Here is a 16,240-nt window from a genome sequence, read left to right on the forward strand (position 1 = left end):
CATCCCAGCGATTCAGAAGGGGTCTTGCTCGAGATCCGGCGCCCTGCGCTCAGTCCAGGCAGAACTCGTTCCCCTCCGGGTCGGTCATCACGATGATCCCCTCGTCCACCCCATTGGGCTCGAGCCGGGTCAGCCGCTTCGCTCCCAGCGCCTCCAGCCTTGTGGCCTCCTCCTCCAGCGCGGCCATCCGTACGTCCCCGGTCAAGCCGGGTGCTGCGCGCACGTCCAGGTGCAAGCGGTTCTTCACCGTCTTTCCCTCGGGGACCTTCTGGAAGTACACCCGCGGCCCCTTGCCGTCCGGATCCGTGATGGCCGACCGGTCGTTGTGGTGCTCAGGCGGTACGCCGCACGCCGTCAGCGCGGTCGCCCAGTCGGAGAAGCCCTCGGGCGGCGGCTGGACGCGATAGCCCAGCGCATGCGCCCAGAACTCCGCCTGCGCGCCCGGATCGGCGCAGTCGTACGTCACTTGGAATTCCTTGGCCATGCCGCCTCCGACCGCTCGCAACTCGCCCACGTCCCCGCTCCGGCACCTCCCGGAACGCACCGCCATCCTCGCACCACGCGCGGGCTCCCGGTCGCGCCGGTTGATCAGTCGTCGGTCGGGACGCAGAGTACGGGGATCGGGGACATGTGCAGCAGTTTGTGCGGCGTCGAACCGAGAAGGGCACCACGCATGGGGCTCTCGCCCCAGCTCCCGACGACGATGACGCGGGCCTGGTGGCGGGTCGCGGCTTCGATGAGGGCCTGGGCCGGTTTCTCGTCGAGGATTTCCACGGTCGTCGGCACGCCCACCGCGTCGGCGGCCTCGACGGCGCGGCCGAGTGCTGTGCGGCCCGCTTGCCGGATGGCCTCCTGGTGGCTGCGGTACTCCTCGCCCATGCCGCCGAGGGCCGCGGCGCCGTAGACGAGTACCAGCCGCTCGTCGAACGCGTGCGCCACTTCGATGGCGACGCGCAGTGCGCGGGCGGCGCCACTGGATTCGTCGTAGCCGAGAACGACCGCCACGTCACCGCTCCTTTCCGGGCTCGGCCTCGGACGTCACTACACCGGGGCGTTCGGACCAGTAGGTGGGCGAGAGCAGGCGCCAGACGAGCATGATGATCACTCCAGTGGTCGTGATGCCGATGCCGATGACGAGCGGCGGGCCGAGGCCGAACCAGGAGACGCCGCTGTACGAGTTCTCCGGGTCGGCCATGTCGATGACCGACTCGGCGAGTAGCCACGTCAGCAGTGCGGAGCCGGTCAGCGGGCCGATCCCGATGAAGAGGAAGTTGCGGAGGCTGTCGGTCAGCCGGCGACGGTAGTAGACCGCGCAGGCCAGGCCGGTGAGGGCGTAGTAGAACGCGATGAGCAGGGACAGGGCGGTCAGTGAGTCGAACAGGGCGTTGGTGCTGATCTGGTTGACCGCCAGGTACCAGGCGATGGCCACGGCCGCGACCCACCAGGTGCTGGTGTGCGGGGTGCGGAAGCGGGGGTGGATGCGGGAGAAGTGACCGGGCAGGGCGTGGCGGCGTGACATGGACAGGATGGTGCGGGAGGCGGGGATGATCGTGGTCTGGGTCGACGCGAGGGCGGAGGTGGAGACCGCGAGGAGCACGACCCAGTCCCAGCCGCCCATGACTTCCCCGGCGAGCAGGGCGAAGATCGCTTCCTCCTCGTCGGCGTTGTCGGTCAGGAAGGTGGTGCCGGCGAACGCGACGACGGCGAAGGCGACCGACACGTACGTCACCAGGAGCACGATGGTCGACCAGACGCCCGCTCTGCCCGGCGCGGTGGCGGAGTCCTTGACCTCCTCGGTGAGGTTGACCGCCGATTCCCAGCCCCAGTAGATGAACACGCCCAGCAGGAGTCCGCCGGTCAGGGCCGCGCCTCCGGCGCCGAAGGGGTCGAGCCAGCCGATCGCGGGGGTGATGGACTCGAGCGAGGTGGTTCCGGCGTAGACGCGGTAGAGGGCCACCGCCGCGAAGACCAGGAGGCAGGCGACCTGGGCGAGGATCAGGACATTCTGCACCTTGGCCGACGCCTCGGTGCCGATGACGCACACGGCTGTCATGACCAGGATGAGGAGTACGGTCAGCAGCTGGCGCACCAGCTCGCTCTCGGCCCAGCTGTCCAGGCCGACGGTGAGCAGGCCGAAGGTGACCGCGACGTCGGCCAGCGACCCGACGACGAGGACACCGGTCATCGCCACGGCCCAGCCGCCGAGCCAGCCGGCCCACGGTCCCATGGCCCGGGTGACCCAGGAGAAGGTCGTGCCGCAGTCCTGGTCGACCTTGTTGAGGTAGAAGAACGCCGAGGCGATCAGCAGCATCGGCACGAACGCGGCGAGCATGACGCCGGGGGCGTACACGCCCACGAGCGCGACGACCGGGCCGATGGCCGCGGCCAGTGAGTACGCCGGGGAGGTGGAGTTCAGGCCGATGACGAGCGCGTCGGTGAAGCCGATCGCGTCGGGCTTCAGTCCGCGGGGCGGGCGTGCGCCCGCGATGTCGTCGTTCATTTTCCCTCGCTTCGAGGTGTCGGCGTGGCTGGTGCTGGGTGGCCCGCATGAGCGTGAGCGCACGAGAGGGGGTTGACGCCGCGGGGTGCCCCGGCCCGCGGAATGGCCGGGGCGTTCGCCGCGTCGGTGTTACTGGTCGCGCATGCCCCAGGGGGAGCCGTACTCGGTCAGCAGGTCCAGGAAGGGCTGCGGGGTGAAGGCTTCGGGGCCGAGGACGCCGGTGCCGGTCCAGGTGCCCTTCGCCAGCAGTTCCAGGGCGACGACCGGGTTGATGGCCGTCTGCCAGACCACGGCCTGTGAGCCGTACTCCCGCATGGACCACTGGTTGTCGACCACGTGGTAGAGGTACACCTCGCGCGCACGACCGTCCTTGGTGCCCTTCACCCAGGTGCCGGCGCACGTCTTGCCGTGCATACGGTCGCCGAGCGTGGCCGGGTCGGGCAGGCAGGCCGCGACGACGTCACGCGGGGAGACCTCGGCGCCGCCGGGCAGGGTCACCTTCTCGGTACGGTCCAGGCCCAGCTTGTGCAGGGTCTTGAGGGTCTCGATGAACTCGTCGCCCAGCCCGTACTTGAACGTCACCCGCTCGGCGTCCACCCAGCGCGGGATCAGCAGCACCTCCTCGTGTTCGACGTTGACGCACTCGACCGGGCCGATGCCCTCGGGGAAGTCGAAGACCTCCGGTTCGCTGAAGGGAGCGGTGGTGAACCAGCCGCGGTCCTTCTCCCAGATCACCGGCGGGTTCAGGCACTCCTCGATCGTCGTCCAGATGGAGAAGGACGGCGCGAAGTCGTAGCCGTCGACCGTCAGGTTCGCGCCGTCGCGGACCCCGATCTCCTCGATCTCGTCGAACAGCTCCTCCGCCGCGTAACGGGCGAAGACGTCCGAGAGACCGGGCTCCACGCCGACGCCGACGAGCGCGAGCCTGCCGGCCTTCTCCCAGGCGTCGGCGCGTTCGAACTGACCGTCGCCGAGCTTGGTCCCGCACTCCTCGTACGGGCGCTCGGGGTGACGGGAGGACAGGGACATCGCCATGTCGAGGTAGTGCGCGCCGGCCGTCAGTGCGGCCTCGAACAGCGGCATGACGAAACGCGGGTCGGTGGCGTTCAGCAGCACATCGCACTGCTCCTGCCGGAGCAGGTCGGTGACCGCCGCCTGGTCGGAAGCGTCGACGCGTGCCGCGCTGAACCGCGTCTCGCCCGCGTCCAGCGCGGCCACGGCGGCTTCGGCGCGGGAGACGTCGTAGTCGGCGACCACCATGTGGCCGAAGAAGGAGCGGCGGGCGGCGATCTTGGTGACGGCGGTGCCCACGCCGCCCGCGCCCACAAGCAGTACTCGCATGAAAGAAGCCTTTCATCGGGAAGGCCGAAGCCCTGGGAGCGCCATGAAACGGGCCCGCGTCAAAAACCGTCAACCGCGTTGGCATAAGCTGGTGGGCGGCGGAAGGGAGTGGTCATGGCCAAGAAAGTGGTGCCGGAGACGGACCGGCGCCGCAGGAAACCGACCAAGCAGGGCGTCGTCCTCACGGAGGAGATGATCGTCCAGACCGCGCTGCGCATGCTGCATGAACACGGCCGGGAAGGGCTGACCGTGCGGCGTCTGGGTGTGGCACTCGGCGCCGATCCGAGCACGCTGTACCGCTATTTCCGCGGCACCGACGACCTGACCCTGGCCATCGCCGACGAGCTGATCGGACGCGCCATGCGCGGCTGGCGAGCCAGCGGTGACTGGCGTGCCGACCTGCGCGAGGTCGGCCTTCGCATCCACACCGCGTACCTCAACCACCCCGAGGCGGCCGTCCTCACCGCCAACCGGGTCAGCGGCCGGGCCAACGAGATCGCCACCGACGAGGCCATCCTCGGCATCCTGCGCTCCGCCGGCCTGTCCGATCCCGACGCCGTACGCGTCTACCAGGCGTTCATCGACCTGACCCTCGCCTTCGCCGCCCTCGACGCCGCCAGCCTCGCCCTCCCGGAAGCGGCCCGTGCGGCCGACGAGGAGGTCTGGCGTGCCACCTATGCGCAGCTCTCCCCCGAGACCCATCCGAACATCGCGGCCACCGCTCCCCTGCTGGTCGCCCGCATGAACGACAGCGCCTACCCGACCGCCCTGGGGATGCTGCTCGACAGCGCGGCGGCAACGCTCGAAGCCGGCTGAGGGGGCGTTGCGGTCGCCGGTCCGCGCCGTGAAGGACTGCGGTCCGCGCAGCACCGGATCGAAGTGGCTCTCGGCCCGTCGGTGCGTCAGCGCTCTCCGGTGTCCGCCCGTCCGACCCGCGTCACCGCGGCGGCGCCGGCACCGCGTGCTCGCTGAGGAGTGCTTGTCTGCATCGCTCCGAGAAGGAGATCAGTGACTCCCTCATGGCAACCCTCGCGCCGGAGAGGTCACGCCTCGCGTCCTCCAGGCCCGACCGGCTGCCCGCCTGGCTGTGGTGGGCGAATGCCCGGTGGGCGAGCACGCCCTGCTGCGCCGTGCTCCGCAAGGCGTACGCCGCGTCCCACACCGCTTCGGGGCCGAACAAGTGCGTGCTGCTGCACGCGATGACGAGGGCGTTGCGGGCATCGTCCACCTGGTCGCTCAGGTCGTCGAGGGCGGTGCCCCGGCCGACGGCCACGCGGTACGCCGCGAGCTGGTTCGCCAGGACGCTGTAGGCGCGCACCACCTCGCCATAGGCAGCGCGTCGCTCCTGGCGGATCCAGTGGGCGAGTTCGTTGCGCCCCTGGAGCTCGACCTGGCGGGCCGTGGCCTCGGCCGTCGCCCTGGCACCGGCGACGGCCCCCTGCTTCGCGATGTATCCGCCGAGTACGGCTCCCACCAGTCCGGCCATTCCGGCAATGAGCGCCGACCATCCCTGATCCACTGATCCCCCCGCATCGTCGTATGCAGGTGCGAGGTTACGCGGCGACGGTTCACGAAGCGGCCTTCGCGGTGCGAGTGGCCCCCTGTGCACGTCGGCCGAACGGCCCGGGCCCGTACGAAACTTCAGCGGGTGCGGCAGCCGTGCACTTCGTGCCTGGACGAGGCCACTGAGCGCGTCGGAGGAGTCGGGGTGGTGTTCCTCCGACGGGCAGTCCGGTTTACGCCTCAGTCGTTCGCCGACGGGCCGGTGCGGACGACCGCCTGGTCACCGTGGGGGCCGAACAGGTGCAGGATCTCCACCGCTTCGGCGCCGACCGGGCCGAACCAGTGGGGCTCACTGGTGTCGAACTCGGCCACCTCGCCCGGTCGCAAGGTGATCTCGCGCTCCCCGAGTACGAGGCGCAGCTCGCCGGCGAGTACGTAGAGCCATTCGTAACCGGAATGGGTCACCAGTCTCGGTTCGCGGTGCGCGAGTACCTGCTTGAAGACCTGGACCCGGCCCGGGTACCGCGTCAGCGGCACGAGGACGTTTCCGCGCTCCCGGCGCAGCGGCTGGAGGTGGATGCGCGGATCACCGGTAGCCGGAGCCGTCACCAGCTGGTCCAGCGCGACACGGTGGGCCCGGGCCAGCGGGATGAGAAGGTCGAGGGTCGGACGCCGTCGGCCGGACTCCAGGCGCGACAGCGTGCTCACGGAGACCCCGGTGTCTTCGGCGAGCGTTTCCAGAGTGAGGCCACGGTCGCGCCGCAGGGCGCGCAGCCGTGGCCCGATGCTGTCGAGGAGTTCCGCGAGTTCGGCGTCCATGCGGCCATTTTGCAGCTTTCGCAAAGTTCCTGGGCCGGGGACCTCCTTCCGACCGAGTGTGGGCGGCAACCGATTCCGCAGAAGGGGTTCTTCCGTGCTCACGACATCCCTGGCCGCCCCACCCTTCCCACTGAGCGCCCGCCGGCGCTGGACCGTGCTGAGCGTGTGCGCGCTGAGCATGTTCTTGGTGGGGGTGGACACCACCATCGTCAATGTGGGCCTGCCCGAGATCGGGCGCGGCCTCGACGTGGGCACTCGTGGTCTCGAGTGGGTGGTCAACGCCTACACCGTGGTCCTGGCCAGCCTCCTCATCGTCTCCGGCGCGCTCGCCGACCGCTTCGGACGCCGCCGCGTCTTCCAGTGCGGACTGCTCGTATTCGGCCTGGCCTCCGTCGCGTGCGCCCTCGCCCCGTCACCCGGCTTGCTCGTCGCCGCCCGGGCCGTGCAGGGGGCCGGGGCTTCCATGCTGAGCCCCGTGGCCCTGGCGATCGTGGTGAACGCGATGCCCGCCCCCCGGGAACGTGCCCGGGCGATCGGCGTGTGGGCCTCGGTCTTCGGACTGAGCATGGCGGCGGGCCCGGTCACCGGCGGGGCGCTCATCGCCGCGTTCGGCTGGCGTTCGGTGTTCTGGATCAACGTGCCGGTCGTCGTCGCCGCCCTCGTCCTGGTCGCCGTGTTCGTACCGGAGTCCCGTGCGCAGCGCGCCCGGCGCCTCGACCTGCCCGGCCAGGTGCTCCTCACCGCCGTTCTCCTTCTCCTGGTCGGCGTGCTCATCGAAGGACCGCGCATCGGCTGGGCCTCGCCGGTGGCCCTGGCCGGGTACGCGCTGATCACGGTGGCGACGGCCGGGTTCGTCCTGGTCGAACTGCGCCGCGGCGAACCCCTGGTGGACCTCGGGCTCTTCCGTCGACCGCCGTTCGCGACGGCGGTACTCGGCGCCGTCGCGGTGTTCGTCGCGCTGAACGTGACCCTGCTGCTGAACACGCTCTATCTCCAGCACACCCGGGGCTGGACACCACTGGCGACCGGTGCCGCGACCCTGCCCATGGCACTCGGAGCCACGGTGTGCGCGCCGTGGTCCGGCGCCATGGTGGGACGCCTCGGACCTCGGCGTCCCCTGATCCTCGCAGGTGCCTTCACGGCGGTCGGCGGTATGTGCCTGACGAACCTGGGCCAGGAGACGAGCGTGCCGCTCATCCTCGTCGCCTACCTGCTGATCGGTGTGGGATTCGGCTTCGCCAACGCCCCCCTGACCAATACCGCGGTCGGTGGTCTGCCGTCCTCCCGGGCCGGCGTGGCAGGAGCGATCACCTCCACCGCGCGCCAGGTCGGGGCGGCGGTCGGAATCGCCGTCGCCGGGGGCTTGGTCGCGGGTGCCGACCCGGCGGGCCTCGCCGTCGCGTCACGTCCGGGATGGCTGCTCGTGGCGGCCTGCGGCCTGTTCCTCCTCGTCGTGGCGCGCGCGTCGCGGTCCGGGGGCGTCGACACCCGCTGACCCGAGCGCGTTTCGCGCGCGGGCACTGAAGACGCAGAGGTTCCGGACATGGTCATCCGTCGGCCGACATGACCAGGTGCCGCTCGACGCCCTGTCTTCGCCGCTCGGCGAAGGCACCGTCGTATCCGCTTCCCGCCCACCGGCCTCAGCTCACCGAAACAGCGGGGCTAGTCGCCGAGAATTCGCTCCCACAGAAGCCCGTCCCGCCAGCTTCCGTCGAGGAAGATCGATGAGTGTGCGACGCCGTACGGGCTGAAACCGTTGCGGCGCAGCACCCGTTGGGACGGCAGATTCTCGAGATGGGTGGACGCCTCGGCGCGGTGCAGGCCGAGTTCGTCCGTCATCACCCCGAGGACAAGCCCGACGGCGTGCCCGGCGTGCCCTTGGTTCTGGGCGACGGCGGCGATCCAGTATCCGACGGAGCCCCGGCGCAGGTGCGGCTGGGGCAGGATGTTTCCTACGGTCACCTGCCCTATCAGATGGTCGTCGGCGAGCACGACGCCCGGCCAGACCGTCCCGGCCCGGTATCCGCCCAGCAGGCTGTCGATCCGCTCTTCCTGGCCCTCCGGCGTGAAGAAGTCGGCCGGCTGGGCCGGTTCCCACGGCCGGAAAGCCTCGACGTCCCGCGCCCGATGCGCGGCGATCGGGGCGGCGTCGGCGGGCTCTATCAGGCGGATCCTGGTGCTGCTGCGCATGGGCTGATCCTCGTCGGCCACGTCGGATGTGACGGCCAGCCTATGCGCCGACGCACCCCGCGCCCGCCGGAGGATCGCGTGGACGAGGCGGAGTCCGCGTGTCGGAGCGCGGGTTGGGGGAACCAGCGGACCATGCACCTTCTCCACGACTTTCGTCGCGCCGACCGCCGGCTGACCCGCCGGGCCGCCTCCTGGACCTCCCCCTGGGCACGGCAGGTGCTCCCGGCGGTGGAGTCCGCGGCGGAGAAGACGAAGCTCTGGTGGGCTTTCGCCGTCGTCATGACAGCCACCGGCGGGCACACGGAACGCAGAGCGGCCGTGGCGGGCGTGGCGGGGATGCTGACCGCGCAGCTGATCGGGAACGGGGGCTGCAAGCAGTTGTACGAGCGGCGCCGGCCCCCGGCTGACTTGATTCCGCACGACGACGTCGAGGACCGGCCGGACAGCTCGTCCTTCCCCTCCGGGCACACGGCGGCCGCCGTGGGCTTCACCGCCGCGGTCGCCTCCACCTCGCCCTGGTGGGGGCTGGCCGCCGCGGTTCCCGCCACGATGGTGGCCGTCGAGCGCGTCCACAGCGGAGCCCACTATCCCAGCGATGTCGCGGTCGGGGCCGCCATCGGCCTGACGAGCGCCTGGCTCGTCCACTGGGCGCCCAGACCGTTGCTCCGCAAACTGCTGTAACCCGCGTCTCGGTGCTGTACGGCCCACAGGGAGCGGAGCGGCATGGCCGGCCAGGGCCCGGGTACGCGGCGGGAAACGTCCCGTACCCGACACGAACGGAGAGTGAGATGTCATGGCGGCACGCTTTGAGGTACGGCACCAGCCCGGCAAGGGCGCGCCTGCCTGGGCGGGATCGAATCCGTCAAACGCAACGCCGACGCGCCCGTCCACGACGTCACTCCCGGTGCCGGCCAGGGCAGTTGAGGATCAAGGAGAACGCGCACCGATGACCATTGACCCGCAGGACAACGGCTCCACGCCCACCCCTGACGAACTGCGTGAACAGGTGGACGGAACCCGTCGGGAACTCGGCCCGACCGCCGAGGGGTTGGCCGCCGAGGCCGACGCCAAGGCGCAGGCACCGCAGGAAGCGGCGGTCGAGAGCCGGTCGCACGGCGCGGCCGGCCATGCGCTGCACCTTGTGCAGGACACGGCCCCCGAGCCGGTCCGCGAGAAGGCCGCGCAGACCAAGGAGCAGATCGCGCGTGCGGCTGCCGCCGTGGCGGACAAGTTCCAGGAGAAGGCCCCGGACCCGGTACGCGAGAAGGTGTACCTGGCGGCGGAGAGCGGACGCGGCAACCTCGGCCTGGTCATCACCGGTGCCGCCGCGCTCGCCCTGCTCGTCCTCGTACGCCGGCAGAGGAAGGTGCGCCGATGAAGGCGTCCAAGATCGCCTACAAGCCCATCGGCATGGCACTCGGCGCCGCCAGCGGCGTCGTGGCCGGCGGGCTCTTCAAACAGGTCTGGAAAGTCGTCGGTCACGACGAGGACGCCCCGGACGCCACCGACGAGGACCGCGGTTGGCAGGAAATCCTGCTCGCCGCCACGCTCCAGGGCGCGATCTTCGCGGCCGTCAAGGCGGCCGTCGACCGCGGTGGCGCCACCGCGGTGCGACGCCTGACCGGCACCTGGCCCGGCTGACCCGGCTTACCGGTGTGCGCGAGGGTGTGCCCGCCGCTCGAAAGGCAGCGATGCGGCGGGCACACCCTGCGGACTCAAGGGGGCTCCCGGTGAGGCGGGGCGGACAGGGGCGTCAGGCCCCGATGTGCTCGGTGTACGCCGCCGCCCGGCGTCTCCCCGCGATGCTGCCCAGCCCGCCGAGCAGGAAGGCGACCGGCATCGACACGAGGACCACCGTCTGGAGCGGGAACCAGTCGAAGTGCCAGTCCGGCAGGAGTGCCATGGGCGTGCCCGAGAAGACCGGTCCCGAGACCTGAAGTCCGATGGCGGAGAACAGGCCGCCGTACAGCGTCCAGAGGAGTCCGGCGCGGGTGTAGCGGCTCCAGAAGAGCGAGTACACCAGGGCCGGCAGCAGGCAGGATGCCGCAACCGCAAGCGCGAGTGCCGACAGGAACCCGACGTTCCAGCCCTGCACCCAGACCGCGAGCCCGATGCTCAGCAGTCCGACCCCGGCGGACGCCATGCGGGCGGCGGCCACCTCGCGGCCCTCGGTCGTACCCCCTCGGCGCAGGACATGGGTGACCAGGTCGTGCGCGACCGCTCCCGCAGCCGCCAGGGTGACACTCGCGACGACCGCCAGCGTGGTGAGGAACACCGCGCAGGAGACCAGGACGACGAGCCAGGCGTCGCGCGTGGACGAGCCGCTCGCGAGTTCGCCCGTGAGCATCAGCAGCGTGCTGGTGGCCCCCGGGTCCGCGGCCAGGATCTTCCGGGCGCCGACCAGCGCGGCCGCCCCGAAGCCCAGCACGGCTGTGGTGAGGCAGAACCCTCCGACGACACCGATGGTGTGGCGCACCGTACGGCGGGCCGCGGCCGCGTCGGGTGCCGTGTTGAGCTGCATGGCGACGTGGGGCAGGCACGCCACGCCCAGCACGATGCTGACCATCAGGCCGATGTGGTCGAGTGTGCCTTTGGCTCCGCCGGGATCGGCGAAGCGCAGCCCGGGCTGCGCGTAGGCGGCGGGACGGCCGCTGCCCTGTCCGGCGGCTTGGATCAGCGAGTCGGTGCTCCAGCCGAAGCGGTCGAGCACCACCGCCGCCACGACCAGGGCCATGCCCAGCAGTACGACCGTCTTGAGCACCTGGAGTGTGATCATGCCGCGCATCCCGCCGAACGTCGTGGCGCAGACGACGAGGAGGCCGATCATGACGATGGACGTCTGCTCGGGGCCCGGACCGGACAGCCCCAGGAGCATCGCGGTGGTCACTCCCGCACCGGACAGCTGCACCACCAGATACGGGACGCATACGCTCAGGGTGACGACGGCGACCGCGATCCGCACCGCGGGTCCCGGAGCGCGCAGGGCGAAGATGTCGCCGAAGGTGTAGAGGCCGCGTTCGCGCAGGGGTCCCGCCAGCAGGAGCAGCACGCCGAGGGACAGCACCGTGCACAGGGCGATGAACAGGCCGTCGTAGCCGAAGACCGCGACGCTTCCCGTCGTACCGAGCACCGTGGCCGCCGACAGGTAGACGCCGGCCAGTACGAGGGCGCCGCGAAGGGGCGACAGCGCGCGACCGGCTGTGTAGAAGTCGTCGACCCGGTCTCGCGCGGGGCCGCTGAGAACGCAGATGAAGAGGATGGGCACGATGAACGCGAGGAACCCGACGAGCACCATGCCACGCGTGTCCGGGTCCAGGACGCCGGCACCGGGCGACGCGGCGAGCACGAGCTGAGCAGTCGTCATCGGTATCAGCGCTCCACGTCCGCGTGGCGGTCGTACCGCACCGCCGTCCACAGCAGGAGGGAGCCCTGGGCGAGGATGGCCAGCATGCCGATGTTCGTTTCTCCCCAGGTGCGGGTGGCCATGAACTCGGCGGCGAAGAGGGCGAGCAGCAGGTGTACGCCGAAGGTCACTCCGTTGACCAGGGCGAAGAACCTGCCTGGGCGGTACGGCTGTGGCCGATGATGAAGCCGGGGGGCGTGCTGGCGGGACATGGCGGTCTCCTGGCGGGCGTGGACGCGGGCGGACTGCCCGCGATCGGGCCACCAGAGCACCTGCGGCCCGGCCGGTCCACGCCCTGTGCCCGCGCTGTTGTCCACGCCCAACGGGATGGCGGCTGCACTGTGCTGACGCCCACACGGCCGCGCCCCTCCGGGCCACAGGTCTGTGGCTGAGCACGCTGGTGGTCACTTGAGCGGGGCGACTGCCACCGCAGCTTGCCGGTCTCCAGAGTGCGGCAAGGACTGCTCCGGCGTCGTCGGCGAGGGAGAGTCCGCTCAGTGGTCGAAATGGAGCTCAGGTCGGGTCCAGAGGGTGAGGTCGCTGCTGGTGGCGACCGCCAGGGTCAGGCCGGAGGGAGAGAACCCGGCTGCGCGGAGTTCTGAGTACTCGGAGTGGAAGATGTGCCACCACGTCCCTCCCGCCGGGCCTTTGTGGGACCCGCCGTCGGCGGAGAGGACGACGCGGTCGTGGGGCCACTCGGGGCTGACGACGTCCAGGGTCCAGCCGTCCGGTGTGGTGAGGTGCAGGCCGCCGCCGAAGAGCCCGGCGATACGTACCGGCGTGCCCTCGACCGGGCCGAGCCCGGGGCAGGTGAGCTCCGGCGACGCGTCCGGAGTGCTGGTGTCGGGGTCCGGGTCCCGGTCGCGGGCGACCTTCTCGCCGGTGACCGCGTCGAAGAGTCCATGGCCGCCGCTGGACACGACCATGACGAGCTCGTGCCCGCTGTCGGGATGGACGCCGAAGCCGATGCCGAGCAGACCCCCGATGGGGGTCCTGCGATCCAGCACCGGCTGCCACGGTTTCGGGGCCGGCATGACGGGGGCGGCCATGTAGCGCTCGCGCAGCTTCTGCTGGTACTCCGTGATCAACGCGTCTCCTCCGGGCTGTCTGTGTCGAGCGTCAGGACCACAAACGATCTCAAGGTGACGAGAACGACGCACCTTCGGTGACAGCGATTCCGCTCACGCTGCCTCGGAGGGCCGGGTCGCCGCTGTCGGGTGACACGTTCCGTGCTCAGGTACGAGGTCGTCAGACGGCCGACGGGGGACGCGGTGTCTCCGGGGCGCCGGGCGCGGCCGGCGCGGCGGCCGGTCCGAGCAGGCGCAGTGCGTCGAGGGCGAGGGTGAGCTGCACCAGATCGCGGGGCCGGGACAGAGCGAGACCCGTGGTCTGCTCGAAGCGGCGCAGCCGGTTCAGCACGGTGTTGCGATGGCAGAGCATCTGCCGGGCGGTGCGGACGGCGGAGCCGCCGTTCTCGATCCAGACTCCCAGGGTGGCGAACAGGGTGTCACGGTCCGCCGGTTCCAGGTCGTACATGGGCTGGAGCACCTGAAGCGTCAGTTCGGCGGACAGGTCGGGCCGGGAGAGCAGGAGACCGTCGGGCAGGCGGGAGTCGAGCCGGGCGATCTCGCCGTCGGCGCGGCACGTACGCAGCGCGAGTCCGGCCATGTCACGGGCCCGGGACAGGCTGTTCAGTCCCTGTACGACGGGGCTGATGCCGATGCGCAGTCCGGGCCCGGCGGCCAGGCCCGACGCCAGCGCGTCCAGGGGACGGTCGCCCAAGTGGGCGACGAGCACGGCGCGCTGCCCTCGGGTGTGGCGCAGGATCCGTATCCCCCGTACCTCCGGGGCGGTCTCCGGTACACGGCCGTACGGCGGTGTGGCTCCGATCATCGCCACCGCGTACCGTCCGTCGAGCGGCACATCGAGGATCGCCGCCGCGTCCCGCGCGAAGTCGGGTTCGTTGCGGCTCTCCAACAGGGCGGCGAGGATCAGGCGAACGCGTTCACCGTGCCGGCTGGCGACGCCCTTGGCGACCTGCCGGTAGGCGTCGGCGACCAGGACGGCGTCGCGGTCGTTGTGCTTCCACACCAGCTCGGCCACGTGCACCAACTGGCGCGTGTCGCCGAGCCCGTGCCGCTCCACCACGCGGACGATCCCGCTCCAGACCTCCGAGCCGGCGACCCGGTAGGCGTGCATCACCTCGTCGAGGGGGCGGCCCTCTTCGGCGCGCCGGATGCCCAGTTCCCTGGTGTACCGCTCTACGTCCACGAGCCTGCCCGGGTCCAGACCCGCCTCCAGCCCGTGGCGGACGCCGGTGCTCACGGACCGCCGCAGGTCGGGCGGGGCGAGCGGGTCGGCGTAGTACTGGACCTCGGCCCGGATCTTCTCGACCACGGTGTCGGTGAAGTCGGTGCCGCGTCCCAGCAGGTGCCGGCAGGCGCGGTCGAAGAGCTGGAGGGCGGTGGACTCCACCGCGGCGACGGGTGGCCCGCCGACGGCCTCGTCGTGGCCGCGAGCGGTCTCCCGGCGCAGCTCGGCGCGGGACTTCCCGGTCGCCGCGGGGAGGCGTTCGTCGCCTCGGGTGGTGCCGGCGGGGGTGGTGGGACGAACGCTGCCGGGGACGGCATTGGTGTGCATGGACCCTCCAAACGGACGGGACGTGCGAAAACACCGCGGTGAGACGCCACGTGTGGAGTCGCGCGGTGCGCTGTGCGGTTCCTCCACCGAGTCGGCCGCCGGAGTGCGGAAGGCGGCGGCGTCCTCCGGGAAGGCACCATGCTAAGCAGTCGGTTACCCGAGGGCGAGGTCTCAACGAAACCGTGATGATTCCGCCGCATCCGGCCCGGTGGTACCGATGGCCTCTCTTCACAGCCGGGTGGCAGGGCGTACGGCTGGGCGCGTCCCGGGGTGCCGTTGGCGCGTGGGCCCGGAGTTCCGGCGCCGGCTCGCCGCGATCGCCTCGTTGAAGTGCGAGGGGGACAACACCAGTTGGCGCCCGGCGGCGAGGCGTGGTTCCCGAGCGACTCCCGGCTTGAGGTTGCGCCACGGCTCCGGGCATCGCCCGGCATCCTTACGCGCCTGCCGATCACAGATGTTTGAACGCTTGTTTACAGAGAATCACGTTGCGGTCACGTTAGTCGGAGGCATCTTGACGCTTCCTCCACCACAGAGTTGGATTTCGGCCACCTTGGTCGCAATTAATGCGGCTCGTCATGGAGGTTGGATTCAACCAATGAACGCACTTCTGCGTCGTGCCGCCGTCGCAGCCGCCGCCCCAGCGATGGTCATGTCCCTCTTCGGTTGCGGGACGACCGAGGAACCGGGCGTGAGGCTGAGTGACGACATCGTTGTCGGTCTGCTGCTCCCGGAGAACCAGGCCGCTCGTTATGAGCAGTTCGACAAACCGGTCATCGAAGAGCGCATCGCGCTGCTCACCAACAGCAAGGGCACGGTCCGTTACGCCAACGCGAAGAACGACGCCGAGCTGCAGACAAAGCAGCTGGAATCCATGATCAAGGACAAGGTCGACGTGCTGATCGTCGACGCCGTGGACTCCAAGGCCATAGCCGCCGCGATAGGCAAGGCGGACGACGCCGGCATCCCGGTGGTCGCCTTCGACCGCCTCGCCGAGGGCCCGATTGACGGATATGTCTCCTTCGACAACGAACAGGTCGGCCACATCCAGGGCAAGTCCCTGCTGAAGGCCCTCAAGACCGGGGCCGGTGCGAGGCCCGGGTCCACGTCGGGCAAGATCGTGATGATGAACGGCGCCCTGACCGACCCGAACGCCGCGATGTTCAAGAAGGGCGCCCACACCGAACTCGACGGCATGGTCGAGATCGGCCTCGAGTACGACACCAAGGACTGGAAGCCGGAGAACGCCGAGGCGAACATGGGGGCCGCACTCGCCACCCTCGGCAAGGACGGCATCGCCGGCGTCTACTCCGCCAACGACGGCATGGCGGGCGGCATCATCGCCGCGCTCAAGGCCGCCGGTGTCACCGACCTGCCGCCGGTCACCGGTCAGGACGCGGAACTGGCGGCCGTACAGCGCATCGTGGCCGGTGATCAGTACATGACCGTCTACAAGCAGTACGCCCCGGAGGCAGAGGCCGCGGCGGAGATGGCCATCCTGCTCGCGAGGAACATGTCGCTCGGCGCCGCGGCGCACACGGACATCGACACGCCGACCGAGAAGTCCGTACCGACGGTGCGCATCCCCGTCATCGCGCTGACGAAGGAGAACATCGAGGAGACGGTCGTCGCCGACGGCCTCTACACGGTGAAGCAGATCTGCGTACGCGAACTCAAGGACGAATGCGAGGAGCTCGGGCTCGAGTAGTCCGCCGAGCGGGCCGCGTATCCCGTGGCGAGGTCGTGGGGCGTGGGGCCGGCTTCGGCCCCACGCCCTGCCGCGCGTCGGGGCGGCGTCCGGCTGCCCGCGCCGGGTGCACACCGGGGCGGGTCAGCCTCCGCCGCAA

17 protein-coding genes are annotated in these 16,240 nt (G+C 70.6%); 6 read left to right on the plus strand and 11 right to left on the minus strand.

Translation table 11 applies throughout. The annotated features are described in order from the left end of the window. Window positions 1–49 precede the first annotated feature (49 nt). From E2E34_RS07675 to E2E34_RS07690, 4 genes are all read right to left on the minus strand, one after another. Window positions 50–484 carry a VOC family protein gene (locus E2E34_RS07675; RefSeq protein ID WP_138901163.1) on the minus strand — a complete coding sequence of 145 codons (435 nt, stop codon included), beginning with the start codon at window positions 482–484 and terminating at the stop codon, window positions 50–52. Window positions 485–588: 104 nt separating this feature from the next. Continuing rightward, on the minus strand, window positions 589–1,005 hold the full coding sequence (locus E2E34_RS07680; RefSeq protein ID WP_138901164.1) for a universal stress protein: 417 nt from the start codon (window positions 1,003–1,005) through the stop codon (window positions 589–591). A gap of 1 nt (window position 1,006) precedes the next feature. Continuing rightward, window positions 1,007–2,500: an APC family permease gene (locus E2E34_RS07685; protein WP_138901165.1), complete on the minus strand. Its 1,494-nt coding sequence runs from the start codon at window positions 2,498–2,500 to the stop codon at window positions 1,007–1,009. A gap of 129 nt (window positions 2,501–2,629) precedes the next feature. Beyond that, window positions 2,630–3,841: a saccharopine dehydrogenase family protein gene (locus E2E34_RS07690; protein ID WP_138901166.1), complete on the minus strand. Its 1,212-nt coding sequence runs from the start codon at window positions 3,839–3,841 to the stop codon at window positions 2,630–2,632. A gap of 114 nt (window positions 3,842–3,955) precedes the next feature. Between E2E34_RS07690 and E2E34_RS07695 the strand changes: the two genes are divergently transcribed. Further along, a complete protein-coding gene (locus E2E34_RS07695) occupies window positions 3,956–4,657 on the plus strand; it encodes a TetR/AcrR family transcriptional regulator (RefSeq protein ID WP_138901167.1) in 702 nt (233 codons plus the stop codon). 121 nt (window positions 4,658–4,778) lie between these two features. Here the strand turns inward: E2E34_RS07695 and E2E34_RS07700 are convergent, their stop codons facing one another. Both E2E34_RS07700 and E2E34_RS07705 read right to left on the minus strand, forming a co-directional pair. Further along, window positions 4,779–5,327, minus strand: coding sequence for a hypothetical protein (locus E2E34_RS07700; RefSeq protein WP_138901168.1), 549 nt, complete (start codon window positions 5,325–5,327; stop codon window positions 4,779–4,781). A gap of 257 nt (window positions 5,328–5,584) precedes the next feature. Further along, window positions 5,585–6,163 carry a helix-turn-helix transcriptional regulator gene (locus E2E34_RS07705; RefSeq protein WP_138901169.1) on the minus strand — a complete coding sequence of 193 codons (579 nt, stop codon included), beginning with the start codon at window positions 6,161–6,163 and terminating at the stop codon, window positions 5,585–5,587. 94 nt (window positions 6,164–6,257) lie between these two features. Between E2E34_RS07705 and E2E34_RS07710 the strand changes: the two genes are divergently transcribed. Further along, a complete protein-coding gene (locus E2E34_RS07710) occupies window positions 6,258–7,658 on the plus strand; it encodes an MFS transporter (RefSeq protein ID WP_244315558.1) in 1,401 nt (466 codons plus the stop codon). A 167-nt stretch (window positions 7,659–7,825) separates the two neighbouring features. On the opposite strand, the gene E2E34_RS07715 is transcribed toward E2E34_RS07710, so the two are convergent. After that, entirely contained in the window at window positions 7,826–8,353 is a 528-nt protein-coding gene (locus E2E34_RS07715) for a GNAT family N-acetyltransferase (protein ID WP_138901171.1), read from the minus strand. Between the two features lie 132 nt (window positions 8,354–8,485). On the opposite strand from E2E34_RS07715, the gene E2E34_RS07720 reads away from it, so the two are divergent. The 3 genes from E2E34_RS07720 (at window position 8,486) to E2E34_RS07730 (ending at window position 9,994) form a co-directional block, all read left to right on the plus strand. After that, entirely contained in the window at window positions 8,486–9,034 is a 549-nt protein-coding gene (locus tag E2E34_RS07720; RefSeq protein ID WP_138901172.1) for a phosphatase PAP2 family protein, read from the plus strand. Between the two features lie 265 nt (window positions 9,035–9,299). Then, window positions 9,300–9,731, plus strand: a complete 432-nt coding sequence (locus tag E2E34_RS07725; RefSeq protein ID WP_167518245.1) for a DUF3618 domain-containing protein — start codon at window positions 9,300–9,302, stop codon at window positions 9,729–9,731. After that, window positions 9,728–9,994 carry a DUF4235 domain-containing protein gene (locus E2E34_RS07730; protein WP_138901174.1) on the plus strand — a complete coding sequence of 89 codons (267 nt, stop codon included), beginning with the start codon at window positions 9,728–9,730 and terminating at the stop codon, window positions 9,992–9,994. The genes E2E34_RS07725 and E2E34_RS07730 overlap by 4 nt, the downstream gene beginning before the upstream one ends. 112 nt (window positions 9,995–10,106) lie before the next feature. On the opposite strand, the gene E2E34_RS07735 is transcribed toward E2E34_RS07730, so the two are convergent. From E2E34_RS07735 to E2E34_RS07750, 4 genes are all read right to left on the minus strand, one after another. Beyond that, window positions 10,107–11,717, minus strand: a complete 1,611-nt coding sequence (locus tag E2E34_RS07735) for a sodium/solute symporter (protein ID WP_138901175.1) — start codon at window positions 11,715–11,717, stop codon at window positions 10,107–10,109. Between the two features lie 5 nt (window positions 11,718–11,722). Continuing rightward, window positions 11,723–11,968, minus strand: coding sequence for a DUF485 domain-containing protein (locus E2E34_RS07740; RefSeq protein WP_138901176.1), 246 nt, complete (start codon window positions 11,966–11,968; stop codon window positions 11,723–11,725). A gap of 282 nt (window positions 11,969–12,250) precedes the next feature. Continuing rightward, window positions 12,251–12,844, minus strand: a complete 594-nt coding sequence (locus tag E2E34_RS07745) for a hypothetical protein (protein WP_138901177.1) — start codon at window positions 12,842–12,844, stop codon at window positions 12,251–12,253. A gap of 160 nt (window positions 12,845–13,004) precedes the next feature. Further along, a complete protein-coding gene (locus tag E2E34_RS07750) occupies window positions 13,005–14,396 on the minus strand; it encodes a PucR family transcriptional regulator (protein ID WP_138901178.1) in 1,392 nt (463 codons plus the stop codon). Window positions 14,397–14,991: 595 nt separating this feature from the next. On the opposite strand from E2E34_RS07750, the gene E2E34_RS07755 reads away from it, so the two are divergent. Then, window positions 14,992–16,101, plus strand: a complete 1,110-nt coding sequence (locus tag E2E34_RS07755; protein WP_208765174.1) for a substrate-binding domain-containing protein — start codon at window positions 14,992–14,994, stop codon at window positions 16,099–16,101. The last annotated feature ends 139 nt before the right edge of the window (window positions 16,102–16,240 follow it).

The organism is Streptomyces albidochromogenes, assembly GCF_005981925.1.
Taxonomy (GTDB): domain Bacteria; phylum Actinomycetota; class Actinomycetes; order Streptomycetales; family Streptomycetaceae; genus Streptomyces; species Streptomyces albidochromogenes.